Origin of the sequence: Klebsiella sp. DY2415, from assembly GCF_026314315.1 — a bacterium.
GTDB classification, from domain to species: Bacteria; Pseudomonadota; Gammaproteobacteria; order Enterobacterales; family Enterobacteriaceae; genus Klebsiella; species Klebsiella ornithinolytica.
On record NZ_CP111115.1, the window covers coordinates 2,769,694 to 2,785,738 of the forward strand.

The 16,045-nt window shown below is 56.9% G+C and carries 15 protein-coding genes and 1 riboswitch; of the genes, 6 read left to right on the top strand and 9 right to left on the bottom strand.

Annotated features, from left to right (window positions below; translation table 11 throughout):
* Positions 1 to 130: 130 nt before the first annotated feature.
* The 8 genes from OQV00_RS13125 to OQV00_RS13160 form a co-directional block, all read right to left on the bottom strand.
* Complete coding sequence (locus OQV00_RS13125) at positions 131 to 685, bottom strand: RNA polymerase sigma factor (RefSeq protein ID WP_266280582.1); 555 nt, start codon at positions 683 to 685, stop codon at positions 131 to 133.
* 5 nt (positions 686 to 690) lie between these two features.
* Positions 691 to 1,116, bottom strand: coding sequence for a hypothetical protein (locus tag OQV00_RS13130; RefSeq protein ID WP_032724724.1), 426 nt, complete (start codon positions 1,114 to 1,116; stop codon positions 691 to 693).
* Between the two features lie 133 nt (positions 1,117 to 1,249).
* Complete coding sequence (locus OQV00_RS13135; protein ID WP_004861921.1) at positions 1,250 to 2,203, bottom strand: hypothetical protein; 954 nt, start codon at positions 2,201 to 2,203, stop codon at positions 1,250 to 1,252.
* Between the two features lie 213 nt (positions 2,204 to 2,416).
* Positions 2,417 to 3,049 (bottom strand): class I SAM-dependent DNA methyltransferase, encoded by a 633-nt coding sequence (locus OQV00_RS13140; RefSeq protein ID WP_266280585.1) that lies wholly within the window; start codon positions 3,047 to 3,049, stop codon positions 2,417 to 2,419.
* Between the two features lie 19 nt (positions 3,050 to 3,068).
* Complete coding sequence (locus OQV00_RS13145; protein WP_004861912.1) at positions 3,069 to 4,310, bottom strand: GGDEF domain-containing protein; 1,242 nt, start codon at positions 4,308 to 4,310, stop codon at positions 3,069 to 3,071.
* A 228-nt stretch (positions 4,311 to 4,538) separates the two neighbouring features.
* On the bottom strand, positions 4,539 to 5,645 hold the full coding sequence (locus OQV00_RS13150; RefSeq protein ID WP_004861907.1) for a DUF4056 domain-containing protein: 1,107 nt from the start codon (positions 5,643 to 5,645) through the stop codon (positions 4,539 to 4,541).
* A gap of 53 nt (positions 5,646 to 5,698) precedes the next feature.
* Positions 5,699 to 6,658, bottom strand: a complete 960-nt coding sequence (locus OQV00_RS13155) for a porin family protein (protein WP_015584341.1) — start codon at positions 6,656 to 6,658, stop codon at positions 5,699 to 5,701.
* Positions 6,659 to 6,675: 17 nt separating this feature from the next.
* Positions 6,676 to 7,803 (bottom strand): BamA/TamA family outer membrane protein, encoded by a 1,128-nt coding sequence (locus OQV00_RS13160; RefSeq protein WP_097357847.1) that lies wholly within the window; start codon positions 7,801 to 7,803, stop codon positions 6,676 to 6,678.
* Between the two features lie 292 nt (positions 7,804 to 8,095).
* Positions 8,096 to 8,197, top strand: a riboswitch (TPP riboswitch).
* Positions 8,198 to 8,263: 66 nt separating this feature from the next.
* On the opposite strand from OQV00_RS13160, the gene OQV00_RS13165 reads away from it, so the two are divergent.
* The 6 genes from OQV00_RS13165 (at position 8,264) to OQV00_RS13190 (ending at position 14,546) form a co-directional block, all read left to right on the top strand.
* Entirely contained in the window at positions 8,264 to 8,956 is a 693-nt protein-coding gene (locus OQV00_RS13165) for a TenA family protein (RefSeq protein ID WP_004861896.1), read from the top strand.
* Positions 8,953 to 9,681, top strand: coding sequence for an ABC transporter ATP-binding protein (locus OQV00_RS13170; protein ID WP_044346646.1), 729 nt, complete (start codon positions 8,953 to 8,955; stop codon positions 9,679 to 9,681). Before OQV00_RS13165 ends, OQV00_RS13170 begins: the two co-directional genes overlap by 4 nt.
* Entirely contained in the window at positions 9,678 to 10,418 is a 741-nt protein-coding gene (locus OQV00_RS13175; RefSeq protein WP_004861892.1) for an ABC transporter permease, read from the top strand. Before OQV00_RS13170 ends, OQV00_RS13175 begins: the two co-directional genes overlap by 4 nt.
* A gap of 9 nt (positions 10,419 to 10,427) precedes the next feature.
* Positions 10,428 to 11,363: an ABC transporter substrate-binding protein gene (locus OQV00_RS13180; RefSeq protein ID WP_004861888.1), complete on the top strand. Its 936-nt coding sequence runs from the start codon at positions 10,428 to 10,430 to the stop codon at positions 11,361 to 11,363.
* Between the two features lie 306 nt (positions 11,364 to 11,669).
* Positions 11,670 to 13,055 (top strand): diaminobutyrate--2-oxoglutarate transaminase, encoded by a 1,386-nt coding sequence (locus OQV00_RS13185; protein ID WP_015584344.1) that lies wholly within the window; start codon positions 11,670 to 11,672, stop codon positions 13,053 to 13,055.
* Positions 13,056 to 13,064: 9 nt separating this feature from the next.
* On the top strand, positions 13,065 to 14,546 hold the full coding sequence (locus OQV00_RS13190; RefSeq protein ID WP_160873090.1) for a pyridoxal phosphate-dependent decarboxylase family protein: 1,482 nt from the start codon (positions 13,065 to 13,067) through the stop codon (positions 14,544 to 14,546).
* Positions 14,547 to 14,770: 224 nt separating this feature from the next.
* Here the strand turns inward: OQV00_RS13190 and OQV00_RS13195 are convergent, their stop codons facing one another.
* On the bottom strand, positions 14,771 to 15,961 hold the full coding sequence (locus OQV00_RS13195; RefSeq protein ID WP_032717442.1) for a cytochrome c biogenesis protein/redoxin: 1,191 nt from the start codon (positions 15,959 to 15,961) through the stop codon (positions 14,771 to 14,773).
* Positions 15,962 to 16,045 lie beyond the last annotated feature (84 nt).

The following is a 16,045-nucleotide window of genomic DNA, read 5'->3' on the forward strand; positions in this document are numbered from 1 at the left end:
CGCCGCTCTCCGCCATTTATCCCTACTAAGGGATAAACATAAAAATATCCCCTTATGGGGATATTTTGGGGTGCTTTGGGCTTAGTCAGACGAGCTGCATGAGAGGAAAGCGCGGAACCGGACGGCGGGCTTAGCCGTCGACCAGCTCATCGTAGAAGGTCCGCAGACGCGAACGAAGATAGAGAACGGCTTTATGTTTGCGCGAGAGCAGCGCCTGCTCGCTGGCCCCGCACTCTTCAGCCAGCTCCTTGTAGCTGTAGCCTTGCAGTTCGGTCTTCTCAAAGACTTCGCGCTGGGCGGTCGGCAGTTCGGACAGCGCCTGATTCAGCGCCTCCCAGAGCAGCGCTTTCAGATACTCCTCGTCCGGCGTTTGCGGTACGCCAAACAGCGTCTCTGAGAGCTCATCCTCCGGCAGAGTGTCGTCCGGGCTCACATAGCCCGCCAAGGGCAGCTCACGCTTTTTACGCGCCCGGTCGGTCATCTCGTTACGTGCCGCACGAAACAGCCAGGCCGCCACGTTCTCCACCGGCTGTTCCACGGTCATCAGCTGACAGGTGACTTCCTGCAGGATATCATCGGCATCATCGCGCACCGGCGTCCGACCGCGGATAAACGCGCTCAGCCGTGAGCGGCAGGCGTTGATTGCCGATAGCAACAGCGACTCCCCGCCTGGCCCTGTTTTCATCTGACTCACTCGTCTGGCGTCGTTTTGACCGCGTCGTTCTGCGGCGGGGTTTTCTCCTCCCGGCGTTCGTGCCAGCCGCAATGCCCGCGCGGGTCGCGAGAAGCGCGATGGTGGAAGCGCTGAATAAACTCTTCGCGCTGTTCCGGGCTCATCTTCATCCAGCGTTCGTGCATCCGGCGACGCATCCCGAACATGCCGGGGCGAAAGCCCAGACCGCCAAACAGAATGCGCGACAGTGCCAGAATACCTAACGCCTGCCAGAAACCGATACTCTTGACGCCAAGAATGGCCGGCAGCAGCGCATTCCACAGCGACATCACCAGCAGCCCAAGAATCGCGATCAGCACCACGCCGATAATCAGCGGTTTAGCCATTCGATGATGACCGAACCGGCGATCGCGCGCATAGCCGTGCATTCCAAAATCTCTCATCAGTGTGACCTCATTAACGTAGTGAAAAGTAACCTTGTGCTGAGGTAGACGAATGAGCGGCGGGAATATTGCTAAAAAAATAAAAAAAAAGCGGCAAGTTGCACAGTTCGATGCGCAGTCAGAACAAACGCGACTAAAAACTCATTGCTAAACCGACGCCGTAGCCCCGTGTATTATCCCCGAACATATAGCGGGCGACGAGACGCGTGCGGCTGATGAACACGGGATACTGGCTGCTGTCGAGCTCCAGCCCAACTCCCAGCGAACTAAGACCGTTAAACCCAAGCTGCCCGCGCTGATCGCCCAGATACTCGGTATGCGCGCCTTCCAGCACGTAGCGCACTGGGCTTTTCAACAGCGTCCAGTCGGAAATGGGCGCCCGGCGACGCAGATACAGCCCCAGGTTTTCGGCGCTGGACTGTCCGCTGACGGCTTCCGGCGTGCTGCCAAAGGTTTGCAGGCTCATGCCGGAATAGCGCAGTTCAACATCGATATCCTGCTCTTTGGAGAACAGTTCGTAATCCAGCATCAGCGAACCACCGAGCCCGTATGCATTAAGCCGTCCACCGTCAAGAAATTTAAAGTCCGCATCCCGCTTATGCTCAATCAACCGGCTGCCGATCCGCACGTCGCTGGCCATGGTCCCCAGCATAAAGTTAAAAATGGGCCGCAGGACCAGCGTACCGCCCCACTTATCGGTATACAGATTAAAGTCCCAGCCGATGCCGCCGGTCCCGGTCAGGCTGTTCCACTTCGCCGGAATAGTGCGGCTGTCATCGCCGTTGCTCAGGACAAACTGCGGATCGTAGCGGCTGTAGCCCAGCGTTCCCTCTAAATAGATCGGATAACGTTTACTCAAGGTCGCCCCGCCGCCGAACTGGGTAATCGACAGCTGATTTTTCTCATTGGTGCCGGAGCCGATATTGAGGTCGCTGGCGGTGACGTCGGGGACGACGGTGTAGCTCATCAGCATCAGCACGGCATCGGCGCGCTGTTTTAAATGGCTACCGTCAAGAGCCAGACAGGCCGGACTGACCAGCAACAGGGCAGCAGACAGAGTGCAGGCACGTGGCAAAGAAACCATCATTTCTTATTTGAAACCTCACCCGGAGATCAAAGGGTTACCCGAAAGCCTGGGCTGACAATGAAATACTGACCTGACGAAAAATAGCGGATCGGTATGATAATTCAGTATAGCGATAGTTTTGCATCCCTCCTGGCGAGCCAACGCGCGGATTGACGTATTTTCTGCCGGCCCCTGGTCGTCCGCGCGCTCAGCCGATCGTTGCAAGGCACAGATTCAGGCGTTTTTTACCGCCAGCCAGACCGTGCGCCCGCCGCAGCATGGGTCGTTGACAACATGCTTCAGTAATTCAAAACCGTGGGTTTCCAGCAGCCGGCGATACGCTTCCGGCGCCAGGCTGGCATGATAGAGCTCGTCCCCCTCAAACCGCCCGATAGCTTCCCCATCGTGGGTCCCGCTGGTGAACATCAGCGGCGCGTGCGGACGGGCATGGGCCGCAAAGCGGGCAAACATCGCGCGCTGGGCGTCACGGGTCAGATGGAAGAAGCTGTCCCACGCCAGCAGCGCGTCAAACTGCTGCCCCAGCGCCAGGGTGCGCATATCTGCCACCATCCACCGTTGTTGCGCAAAGTCCCGGCGGCAGCGGGCAATCATCGTCGGGGAGGCGTCGATGCCGGTCACCCGATATCCCCGGCGGATAAAGTAGGCGGCGACAGGCGTGCCGTTACCGCAGCCAATATCGAGAATATGACCGTCGGGTCTCACCCGCGCAAGAAACGTATCCAGCCAGGGTTGTTCAAACAAGTGGGTTGAACGCAGTTCCGCCCAGCGTCGGGCATGGCGCTCATACAGATCGATGATCTCCTCAGCGCACGGATTATCCGGGGGAGAAGGTTCCGGGGATTGCATACGTTCGTACTCCAGGTGTTTAATATTTTTCGACCAGATGAAGTTTTACCTGGTTTCGCCCTTCTTTCTTCGCGGCATACAGCGCTTTATCGACGCGATTAAACAGCTGATCGATCTCTTCACCCTCTTGATGTTCCGCGACGCCGATACTGACCGTCACCGTACCGGCATGCTCGGGGAGATGATAACAGCTGACCGCGTGGCGAATCGCTTCTGCCATCGCCAGCGCCGGTGCGATTGACGCGCCGGGGAGAAATAATAAAAATTCTTCCCCTCCCCAGCGATAGATCTTGTCCTGAATTTTGGCAGCGGATTCAAGAATTCGGGAAATCGCCAGCAGCACCTCATCGCCTTTTTGGTGTCCGTAGCTATCATTAATCGCTTTAAAATTATCGACATCGACCAGCAGCAGGCAAAAACCGCCTGAATGAAATAATGAAGAATCAACAATACGATAAAACTCGCGTCGGTTAAGTAATCCGGTTAAAGGATCGTGAGTGGCGGCAAATTCAAGTTCTTCCTTCAGATGCACTTCTTCAGTAATGTCATGAACAATACACAGCATCAACCGTATATGGTTCAGCACCACCGGTCCGGCATAGGTCTGAACGTAGCGGAGAGAACCATCGGACAGAATATGGGTAAAATTAAGCGGCTTGTGGCCGCCGGGTAAGCTTGCCACGCTGCGCATCACGGGAAGCACGTCCCTTCCCAGAGTATTGATTTGCCAGGTATGGCGAGTGCGCATCTCATCGGCCGTATAGTTATAAAACCGCAGCGCGGCGATATTAGCATCAATAATTCGCCCGTCCTGTTCAGGGTCAATCAACAGCATCGGGGCAGAACTGGTCATAAAGAATCGCGAAAAGAAACTATTGCTGCGCCGTTTGTAAGGGTGCGCGGGGAGCGCCTTAAACGAGTCATTTTGCTGCAGGATCTTTGCCGCTTCAAAAAGAATTAATGTGTCATATTCTGCGGATTTAATCAGGGTGGTTTTACAATAAACCGGACTCAGACCTTCCGGGGTTTGAATCGTCCACACTTCGAATACTTCAGCAATATTTTTGAAGTAGTACAGATAATTCTGCAGGCTGCGTTCCGGGCAGCTGGAGAGCGTACCTTTGCGCATTTCATCCAGCGACATCGCTCCGCTGAGGGTTCTGGAAGCCTGATTACAATAGACGACTGCTTCTTTAAAAGGATGAACCACCCAAACAGGGGTGCTTAATAAATCAAAAATCATTAACTCTTTTAATAACATGCAGCCCTCCAGCGAACAGGCACCACGCTTCTGAACGACGCGCTCATCGCCAATATGGCCCAACGGCGTAGGCTAATAAGCTAATGAAATGACGTCGAAAGTTCAGACACGAGATGGAGACGCCGGAAGTATAGTTCCTTTTTGATTATGGAAAGTGTACCGGGAAAGCAAAACGGCGCTGCCGCTGACAGCAGCCGGGCATTCTCCCCGGCGCTCGCCGTTCCTGAGTTATTTCTCGATACGCTCAAGCTGGGTTTGATCCGCCCGTTCGGCGCGATCGGCCAGTCCCTGGAACTGCCCGGGGGTATAGAAGGTCTCCGGCACCGGCAGCATCTGCATGTCCTGCCCCGGATGAATTTGCAACTGACCAAGTTCTGCGAGCGAAAAGCCGTCCACCGTCTGCGGCAGAGTTAACCGCCAGGGCGTCGTCCTCTCGAACGGGACCGGCGTCGGAAGCCGATCGTCGCTCATATCGTAATTGCGTTTGAGCACCAGAAATTTATCCGGAACCCGACGCTGGCTGTTCCACCAGTCGCCATCCAGCTTGCGAAACATACTTTCCGTTTCACTACGCGGAGCCACCATCAGCTTCACCAACACCTTTTTCAGCGCGACGTCCATCGCCCGGTTATAGTCGTCAACCGAACCGGCATGGCCGTGCAAAATGACGCTGATGGCCAGCCGCGCGCCCAGCAGATTCGAATAGAGATCTTCCGGGGAAAAGGCGGAGATTTCCTCCGAAAAACCGGGAACTGACTGGAAACCATTCCACTGCGCAATTTCATGCCATTGCGCAAGTTCATAGGCCAGACGGCCTGCGAGCCAGGCGGCAATCTCATAGCGTCGGGACAGGGAAGCCGGCGGCATAAAAGCATTGAGCTGGATCCGTCTGACGCCCAGCTCCTCGCTGTAGAAAATGCGCCCCGCCTGTCCAAGATTCGGGTAAATGCGGGAGAAGAGATAAAAAGTGTTATCCGCCGTATCGCGCACGTGGGCGATATCGATAAACCCGCCGCGACGGGTATAGATCAGCCCGTTTTCCTCTTCACTCAGCCCGACAAGATTTTTTACCGCCCCCAGCGCGCTGTCGTTGTAACGATGCTTACCCAACGTATCGAGCGTCAGGACATTACCAATTTGATAGACCGGGATCGGCACCCCAATCGCTCTGACATGCAGATCATAGCCAAAAGCACAGCACGGACGCAGCGATTCCGGCGGCGCCAGCTGGCTGACCACCGGTTTGACCCGGGGAGTGGGAACGACCGGTAATACCGGATCCTTCGCGCACACCGAGAACGCGGCCGCCAGCAAAAATAACAAGCCATTACGCATTAACATCGTCTCCAGGACATAAAACGGACGCTCGCAGGCGGCATTTTGCGAGGTTAAAAACGGTATTCTCCGGCAACAAAGAAGCTATTACGTTCGTTAAAACCAAACTCGGTTAAGACGTTAAAGTTCTGCGTAATTTCATATTGCGCGCCCACCAGCATGTTCCACGGAGAAGAGAGCCGCTGCTTCACGTCAAACTTGCCCTGATCGTCTTTATTAACCGCAGCAATAAGCGGCTGGAGTTCCGGCGGCATATGCAGATCGGAGAGATTGCCTTTGAACTCCTGCTGTACGTTCTGGTACATACTGCCCACCCAGATACTTAAGTTTGACGGGCCGGCGATACCTTGCAAATTAAAGCGATAGCCAATGCGCGGCGACACGGTGGTGGCCGAGATTTTACCGTCAAGAATATCGAAGTCGGTCCGGGTATAGTTGGTATCGATCAGGCCGAACCAGTTGCCATAGCCGCCGGCGAGGGTAAACCCGGTTCCCCAGGTGGTGCCTTTAAAATCGAGCGCAAAATCAATATCCTGCAGCTGTCCGTTTTCATGGAGCCGATGCACGGATCCGGCAATAATCCGGTCGATCCCGGTATATTTTGAGGGATCGGCGTCAACGGAGACTTTTGATAACGACGATCCGCTGGTATGTCCGGCGATGCCGTAGATATTTAAGAAAGGAAACACCCACATATCCAGACGCAGGTTCTCGGTCTTGCTCTTTTGTCGCGTGTGTCCGGCATCGATAGCGAACATATCGCTCGGTATCGGGTGGTTCCCGAGCTTCAGTCCGGAAAAAGAGATACTGTCGACCAGGATATCCTGGCGAATGTTCATATAGCTTAAATTGACCCCGAAAGGCAGCGGAATGGAGTATCCACGCGCCCTTGCCTCATCACCCCAAATCGGAAAATAGCTGTCGTTGCTGCTGCCGGAACTGTCGGTCGTGCTGGCCCCCCAGGCGGTGCCCGACGTTAACAACAACGTAAGTACGGTTTTAGTCCATCTCATTTTTTTCTCATCTGACCTTAAAGTCCGGAACCTACATTAAAATAAAGCGCCTGTTCATGTTCGCTGAAGGCAATATCAATCCCCGTATGTAATCCATACTGGCGCGCTATCAGGTAGCGAAACCCTGTCCCCCACGCCACTTCGGTTTGCTCCCACAATGAATGGGCCTCGTCAGCGGCGCTGCCGATACCGACGAACCCTTGCAGGATCCAGCGCGGCTGAAATTCCCAGGCAAGCTGGGTCTGCGCCGTACTGACATAATCCCCCTGATAGCGGTAACGAGAAATCCCGCGTAATTCGATATAAGGGCGTGCCATTGGCGTCAGGCGCTTATCATGGTGGGTCAACGACTGATAGTTGCCAGCCACGGCGAGCGTCAGCGTGCGACTGAGCGGGATATAGTATTTCCCATCGACAGAGAACTGATCGTAATGATAGTCGCCACCTAACAATGAACGGAAAAATCGATATTCGCTTTGTACCGATAACCCCTTCTCAGGATAGAAAAAATTATCCGTAGTGTCATATTCCGCCACCACGCCCAGCGCCGATGATGCACTCTCCTGACCCAGCACCTGCTGCCATACCCGATTAACGACCGGGTTATCGGCGGAAACGTCGGTTTTCGCATACACCTGAGAGGCCCCGACAAATACCGGCGTGTCGCCTACGCGAAACAGCAGTTTTTGCAGACCTCCATAGCCGCGGGTCTGCGAATGGATAGCGGTATTTTTGTTAAAACTGGTCAATCCGTCGGAATAGATATCCAGTTTAATATTGGCGTAGCCCAGCAGCAGCAGATAGCGGATACGGTCATTATTCCAGGTATGCCGGTGGCCGCCGCCGATAAACCAGGTCCCGTTCTGCGTTCCACCGCCGCCAAAAGCGGTGATCGGCGGCGGAATAAAATGATCGCCATCCCGCGTCCCTTTACCGTGCAAAAAGAGACCAAACAGCCCCCCGCCGTAGCCCACCGCCGGCTCGGTTATCACCATAGGCACCGGAAGAAACCCGTACTGGTTATCCTGGAGATAGCGGCTCATATCCAGCATGCCATCTTCGGGATCGAACAGATCGGCGCCAACGGCGGGAAGGGAAAGCGGCACGATGAGCGCCAGCAATAAGGTCGGTAGCGAAAACTTCATGCACTCTCCGGCGCCGTGATGGGTTCTGAATGCCCATGTGGCTGAAGAATAATGGGTTTCATGGTAATGAAAATATATCCTATGGTGCCATGAACTACCAATTTTCGGCCGGCGGTTTTTTTTAATTCTGGACAAATTAGCCAGTTAAAAACGCATAGAAAGCCAATGGTCTACGGCGAAAATATGCTGGCGCTGAGTTTTTAGCCATCATGGTAAGTGACGGTGTCACATATTCAGATACCAATTCGCCCGCGGCCGGGATTGTAATCAAAAAGTGAATGCCGTATAACATGGCGCAACCGAGGGGTGTCCCGTGAGGGCTGAGATGGCGTAAGCCGAACCCTTTGAACCTGATCTGGGTCATGCCAGCGAAGGGACGGGTCGGCAATTTTGCCAGTTTACCGCCATTGCCTGTTCATACTTCCGCACACCCGGATCTCCCCCGTAATCAGGAGGTCCTGTGATTCTGCCGATCTTTACCCAGGGTATTTATGGTCGTCTGCGCCAGCAGGCGGGAGGCGACTGGGAACAGTACGTTGCCCATCCTTTTCTCCGCCAGCTTGCCGACGGTACCTTGCCCGAACGCGCCTTCCGACGCTATCTGACTCAGGACTACCTGTTCCTGATCCACTTTGCCCGTAGCTATGCCCTGCTGGTCAGCAAACTGCGCACGCTCCCGGAGATGCGCGCCGCGGCCGCCTCAATGAACGCGATTCTTGGCGAACTGCCGCTGCACGTCGGCTATTGCGCGGGCTGGGGGCTGGACGAAGCGACAATGGCCGCCGAAAGCGAAGCGCCGGAGACGGTAAACTACACCCGCTACGTGCTGGATATCGGTCATTCCGGCGATGCGCTCGATCTGCTGGTGGCGCTGATGCCCTGCGTGGCTGGCTATGCGGAAATCGGCCTCGGACTGCTCCACAATCCGGCCACCCGGCTCACCGACAACCCCTATGCCTCCTGGATCCGTAACTACGGCGATGCGGGCTATCTCGACGGTGTCACGGCGGCTATCGGCCTGCTGGAGCGTGTCTGGCAGCAGCGCGGCGCCGAATCGCGCATCGCAGAGCTGGGTGCCATCTTCACCACCGCCACCCGTCTGGAAGCCAACTTCTGGCAGATGGGACTGAATGCCGCGGCGGTCGCTCAGTGACGGCTCCGACTATCGCGGTGCGGGAATTAAGTCTGCGCTTCGGCTCACGGGTCATTTTTGACAAGTTGTCGTTTGATATTCCCGCTGGACAGTGGATTTCGCTGCTGGGCGCCAGCGGTGCCGGCAAAACCAGCCTGCTGCGAATTATCGCCGGACTGGCTGCCCCCACTCACGGTCAGGTTCAGGCCAGCGACGGTCGCCCGCTGGCCCCTCGTCTGGCCTGGATGGGGCAAAAGGACCTGCTCTATCCGTGGCTAAGCGTGCGCGACAATGTAGCGCTTGGCGCCCGCCTGCGCGGAGAGCGCGTCGATCGGCAGCGGGTTGCGAGGTTATTAGAGCAGGTGGGACTCAGCCACTGCGCCGACGATCGTCCGGCGTCGCTCTCCGGCGGCATGCGTCAGCGGGCGGCGCTGGCGCGCACGCTGTATGAAGATCGGCCGATCGTGTTAATGGATGAGCCTTTTTCGGCGCTGGACACCCTTACCCGCACGCGTATCCAGACGCTGGCAGCGGAACTGCTGACTCAGCGTACGGTGGTGTTGATTACCCACGATCCGATGGAAGCCTGCCGGCTCAGCCATCGCCTGCTGGTGCTCTCGCCGCCGCCCGGCGGCATTGATGACTCCCATCATCTGACGGGGAAACCGCCGCGGGCGCCGGACGATCCGGCGCTGCTGAGGGGACAAGCCGCGCTACTGCAACAGTTGATGAGGGCCAACGGATGAGAGGGAAACTTTTCCGCGGCGGCGTGGTGTTCTGCGGCCTGCTGGTGTTTTGGTGGCTGCTCAGTAACAGCGGCATTCCGGCGTTCCTGCTGCCGTCGCCATCGGCGGTGGCCGCCGCCCTGTGGAACAACCGCAGCTGGCTGAGCTGGCACACGCTGGTTACTTTGAGCGAGATCCTCAGCGGCCTGACTCTCGGGGTACTGCTCGGCGTGGTGTTGGCCCTGTGCATGATGATCTCGCCGCGCCTACAGCGCTGGCTGATGCCGCTGGTGCTGACCAGTCAGGCGATTCCGGTTTTCGCCCTCGCCCCGCTGCTGGTGCTGTGGTTTGGCTTCGGGATGAGCGCCAAAGTGATGATGGCGGTTCTGGTGATTTTCTTCCCCGTGACGTCGGCATTTTTTGACGGCCTGCGGCGGGTCAATCACGACTACCTCGATCTGGCGCGTACGATGGGCGCCTCGTCAGGGGCGCAGCTGCGACATGTTCGCCTGATGGCCGCCCTGCCGGCGCTGGGTTCCGGCCTGCGCATGGCCGCGGCCGTAGCGCCAATCGGCGCGATCATCGGCGAATGGGTCGGTTCTGCCGAAGGACTGGGCTATGTGATGCTCAATGCTAATGCGCGCATGCAAACCGATGTCTGCTTTGCGGCGCTGTTTATTTTAGTGCTGCTGACCATTCTGCTATGGCTGGCAGTGGATGCTCTATTACACCGGCTGATCAACTGGACACCGGAATAAGGAATAATCATGCATAAACCCGTTTTCACCGCCATCACATTAACCGCGCTTATCAGCGGACAGGCGATGGCCAACGAGAAGCTGACCCTGGTGCTGGACTGGTATATTAACCCGGACCATGCGCCGATTATGGTGGCGGAACAGATTGGCGCCTTTAAAGCGCAGGGCCTGGACGTGAAGATTGTCCCGCCGTCTGACCCGGCCCTGCCGCCGCGTCTGGTGGCCGCCGGCCAGGCGGATCTGGCTATCACCTATCAGCCGCAGGTGCACTTTTTCGCCGATGAGGGGCTGCCGCTGGTGCGGGTCGGTACGTTGATTAACTCGCCGTTGAACACGATCATCGCTCTGGATAAGCGCATCAAAACCCCCGCGGATCTGAAAGGGAAAAAAGTCGGCTATTCGGTTAGCGGTATCGAGCAGGCTACGCTGGCGACTATGGCGCAACATGACCATATCGATCCGCAAAGCATCAAGCTGATTAACGTCAATTTCCAGTTGACCAGCGCCCTGCTGGCCGGCCAGGTTGATGCGGTGATTGGCGGCTATCGTAATATTGAAGCGCTGGAGCTCAAGCTGCAGGGTAAAGATCCGCAGGTGATGAATGTCGAAGATTTCGGCGTTCCGGCCTACGACGAGCTGGTGATTGTCGCCAACCGCGATGAAATTCATGCGGCCAAAATCAAAAAGTTCCTCGTCGCGCTGCAGGAGGGAGTGGCCTATCTGCGCGCGCATCCGCAGGAAACCTGGCAGGCTTTTGCCGCCGCTCATCCGGAGCTAAATACCGAGCTGAACCAGCAGGCCTGGCAGCAGACGGCCCCCCTGTTTGCCGACCATCCCGCGGCGCTGGATAAGGCCCGCTACGAAGCTTATGAACAGTTTTTATATAACAACAAGTTGGTTAAAAAAATCACACCTTTAACTCATTATGCGGTCGAACTGGATTGAGTAACCATACGGCTGACGGAAGAATTTCCGTCAGCTACTTTAGCGAAGCGGTAATAAAACCCGGCGCTTTCCCTCACTAAGAATTACACTTTTAATGGTTTTATAACACTTTAAATAAATCATATAAATCAAAGCATTACCATTGGTTTTCGTTGTGTAAAAATAACGTAAAAATACCTCAATAAATAAAACATTGAATGACGATTTAAAAAGCCATATATTGTGCGCGCTTTATGAATGGCGATTCATTTTCTAAAACCAATTATTCAACCAGTGTTCAACCGTAACGCTGGTTGTGGGAGTGATATGATGACGGATAAAGTCCGTATTGATACTTTAAGTGCAGATTTATTGGACGCTAACAACGAAACCTTTTTGGCCCGTCAGGCTGAATTCGAATCGAACGTCAGGAGTTACCCGCGCAAGCTGCCGCTGGCTATCGCAAAAGCGGAAGGCGTGTGGTTAACCGATGCGGATAACAAACAGTACCTGGATTGCCTTGCCGGTGCTGGTACCCTCGCTCTTGGTCACAACCACCCTGATGTGCTGCAAAGCATCCAAAGTGTCATTACCAGCGGCTTGCCGTTACATACGCTCGATCTGACTACCCCGTTAAAAGATCGCTTCTCCGAATACCTGCTCTCATTACTGCCGGGAGAAGGTAAAGAATACTGCCTGCAGTTCACCGGCCCGTCCGGCGCTGACGCCGTAGAAGCGGCCCTGAAGCTGGCGAAAAAATACACCGGTCGTTCTTCGGTGATTAGCTTCTCCGGCGGCTACCACGGTATGACCCACGGCGCGCTGTCGGTAACCGGCAACCTGTCACCGAAAGAAGCCGTCAACGGCATGATGCCAGAAGTGCAGTTTATGCCGTATCCGCATCAGTACCGCTGCCCGCTGGGTATCGGTGGCGAAGCGGGCGTGAAAGCGCTGACCTACTACTTCGAAAACCTGATCAACGACGTGGAAAGCGGCGTGCGTAAACCGGCGGCGGTCATTCTCGAAGCCGTTCAGGGCGAAGGCGGCGTGAACCCGGCTCCGGTTGAGTGGCTGCAGCGCATCCGCAAAGTGACTCAGGAACACGGCATTCTGCTGATCATCGACGAAGTTCAGGCTGGCTTTGCCCGTACCGGTAAGCTGTTTGCCTTCGAACACGCCGGCATTGAGCCGGACATCATCGTGATGTCGAAAGCCGTCGGCGGCGGTCTGCCGCTGGCCGTTCTGGGTATCAAGAAGCAGTTTGACGCCTGGGAACCGGGCCACCATACCGGCACCTTCCGTGGCAACCAGCTGGCGATGGCCACCGGGCTGACCACCCTGCGTCACCTGAAAGACAACGACATTGCCGGCAAAGTGGCCGCGCAGGGCGAATGGCTGAAAGGCAAACTGGCCGATATGCAGAAGCGTTTCCCGGTCATGGGTCACATTCGCGGTCTGGGTCTGATGATCGGTATTGAGATCGTGAACCCGAATGGCGAGCAGGATCATATGGGCTGCTACCCGGCTGACGGCGCGCTGTCCGCCCTGCTGCAGAAGAAATGTTTCGAAGCGGGCCTGATCCTCGAGCGCGGTGGCCGTGGCGGCTGCGTACTGCGTCTGCTGCCGTCGCTGCTGATCAGCAACGCCGAGCTGGAAATTTTCCTCGACAAATTTGAACAGGCCATGCTGGCCGCCGGTGTCAAACCGGTCTGAGTGGAGCGAGTGACCGCAATGTCCAAATTGAATCCGATTCTTGCTGGTTCGCCGCAAAGTATTGAGGCTTATCAGCAGGCGATCGCCCAGACCAGCCAGGCCGTCGCGCAATGGTTGCAGCAGCCTGAGATGTATCAAGGTAAAAGCGTCGCCGAACTGCGTGAGCGCATTACCCTTGAGTTCACCGAGCAGGGTCTGGGTAACCAGGCGGCGATTGAACGTGCGATCGAGTACTTCCTGAAAGACAGCCTGTCGGTACATCACCCGCAGTGCGTGGCGCATCTGCACTGTCCGAGCCTGGTCGTTAGCCAGGCGGCGGAAGTACTGATTAACGCGACCAACCAGAGCATGGACTCCTGGGACCAAAGCCCGTCGGCGACCATCATTGAGATGAAGCTGATCGAATGGCTGCGTGCTCAGGTCGGTTACCCGGCCGGCGACGCCGGCGTCTTCACCAGCGGCGGCACCCAAAGCAACCTGATGGGGCTGATGCTGGCGCGCGACGCCTTCTTCGCTCGTCAGGGGCACTCTATCCAGCAGGACGGTCTGCCGGGTGACGTGCGTCAGTATAAAGTGCTGTGCTCTGAAAATGCCCACTTCTCGGTGCAGAAGAACATGGCGCTGATGGGCCTCGGCTACCGCGCCGTGACGCTGGTGAAAACCGACGAATTCGCGCGGATGGACGTCGCTGACCTGAAAGCGAAAATCGCCGAAGCGCAGGCTAACGGCGAGCAGATCATGGCGATCGTCGCCACCGCCGGCACAACCGACGCAGGCGCTATCGACCCGCTGCGTGCTATCGCCGGCGTGGCGGCAGAACATCAGATCTGGCTGCACGTGGATGCGGCATGGGGCGGTGCACTGCTGCTCTCCGAGCAGTACCGCGACTATCTGGACGGCATTGAGTGCGTGGACTCCATTACCCTGGACTTCCACAAGCAGTTCTTCCAGACCATCAGCTGCGGCGCGTTCCTGTTAAAAGACGCACGCCACTACGAGCTGATGCGCTACCAGGCGGCCTATCTGAACTCCGAGTTCGATGAAGAACACGGCGTGCCGAATCTGGTCTCCAAATCGCTGCAGACCACCCGTCGCTTCGATGCGCTGAAGCTGTGGATGGGGCTGGAAGCGCTGGGCCAGAAACAGTACGCGGCGATCATCGATCACGGCGTGACCATGGCGAAAAAGGTGGCGGAATACGTTAAATCTCAGCCGACGCTGGAACTGGTCATGCAGCCGCAGCTGGCGAGCGTGCTGTTCCGCTCTCGTCCGGCGCAGATGGCCGGCAGCGATGATGCCGCTATCGCCCTGCTCAACCAACGCGTTGGGGATGCGCTGCTCGACTCCGGTCGTGCAAACGTCGGCGTGACCGAGCACAACGGCATGACCTGCCTGAAGCTGACGCTGCTGAACCCGATCGTGACACTTGAAGACGTGAAGGTGCTGCTGAATCTGGTGGAACGCACCGCGCAGGAATTGCTGGCGAAGTAATATCCTTGAGCGGGACGGTGGTTGACTACCGCCCCGCTCAACAATCCTCGCCATGAAACTTGTTGGTAAAAGCCGATAACTTAGCTTATCGGCTTTTTTATTTCTGTCTGCGGAGCAGGTATAAGTGACACCGTCACGATTTGAGTGATGAGCGGGCCACTGATAACCTGTCAACGTCTGCCACTGGCCGCTTCAGCGCAACGCCAGCGGGACTATTACCCCACTCAGGCTTTCGCCTCTTGTAACAGCTGCTGGATCATTTTCTCCTGCTGCGCGTAGTCCCCTTCGCCAAAAGCGGTGTAGCGCAGCTTCCCCCTGGCATCAAACAGATAATGTGCCGGCCAATACTGGTTGCCAAAGGCGTTCCAGATAGCGTAACCGTTGTCCGCGACGATCGGATACGGCAGCTGCCATTTTGCCACCGCGTCACGCAGCGCCGGCAACGAGCGTTCCCACGGGTATTCCGGCGTATGCACCCCCACGACCAGCAGCCCGGCGGCGCGATATTTGTTCGCCCACGCGCGTACATACGGCAAGGTGTGCTGGCAGTTAATACAATCCCGGGTCCAGAAATCGATCAGAACCACCTTCCCCTGCAGGTCGGCCGGGCGCAGCGGCTGGCTGTTGATCCATGCGCTACCGCCGAGCAGCGCGGGTATATCGCTGGTTGGTTGTGGCGCGACAACCGGTTGTAGTACCGTTGTCTGCGCCCGCTGCGGCAAGCTGGCGCTCAGACGTTGCTCCAGCGACTGCGTCAGACCATTTGCGCCTTGCAGGTAGCGGTCCGCTCCGCTGGCAATCAATGTCACCGAGGCGAGGATCGCCCCTCCCGCCAGCTGACGCAGCCGCTGGCTAAAGGCCAGCCCGCGATGCAGACGCGCCACCAGCTTTGAGCCCAACCACCACAGCAGCGCCAGCATCAGGGCGCAACCGCTGCCGTAGGCGGCCAGCAGCAGGCCCGTGGTCACCGACTGGCCGTTAAGAAACGCAAAGCTAAGGATTGCCCCCAGTACCGGCCCGGCGCAGGGCGCCCACAGCAGCCCGATGGCCAGCCCCGCCAGCAGCGCCGAGAATCCGCCGGCATGGCGATAGCTGCGATCGTTGATACGGTTGCCCAGCGCCACCAGCGGTGAAGCAAGCCGTTGGGCGACGCGTTGCGAGAGCAGGCTCAGCCCCACCAGCGCCAGAAAAATCAGCGCCAGCCAGCGCCCGGCCAGGGTCAGACTGACGATGCCGCTGCTGGCCAGCGTCACCAGTAGCGACATCCCGGTAAACATCAGCACCATCCCGCCAAGCAGGAGCAGCAGATGGCTGCGTTTACCGCGAAGGTTAGCAAAGATGAGTGGGATCACCGGTAAAGTACACGGACTCAGCAGCGTCAACATACCGCCGAAAAAAGCGATCGGAAGAGACATCATATTCACCTCGTTATCAACATGCGGCCGGTCATGGCCGCAGGCGTATTACATCAGGCGAATGTCGTTATAAAGTGTCTGAAT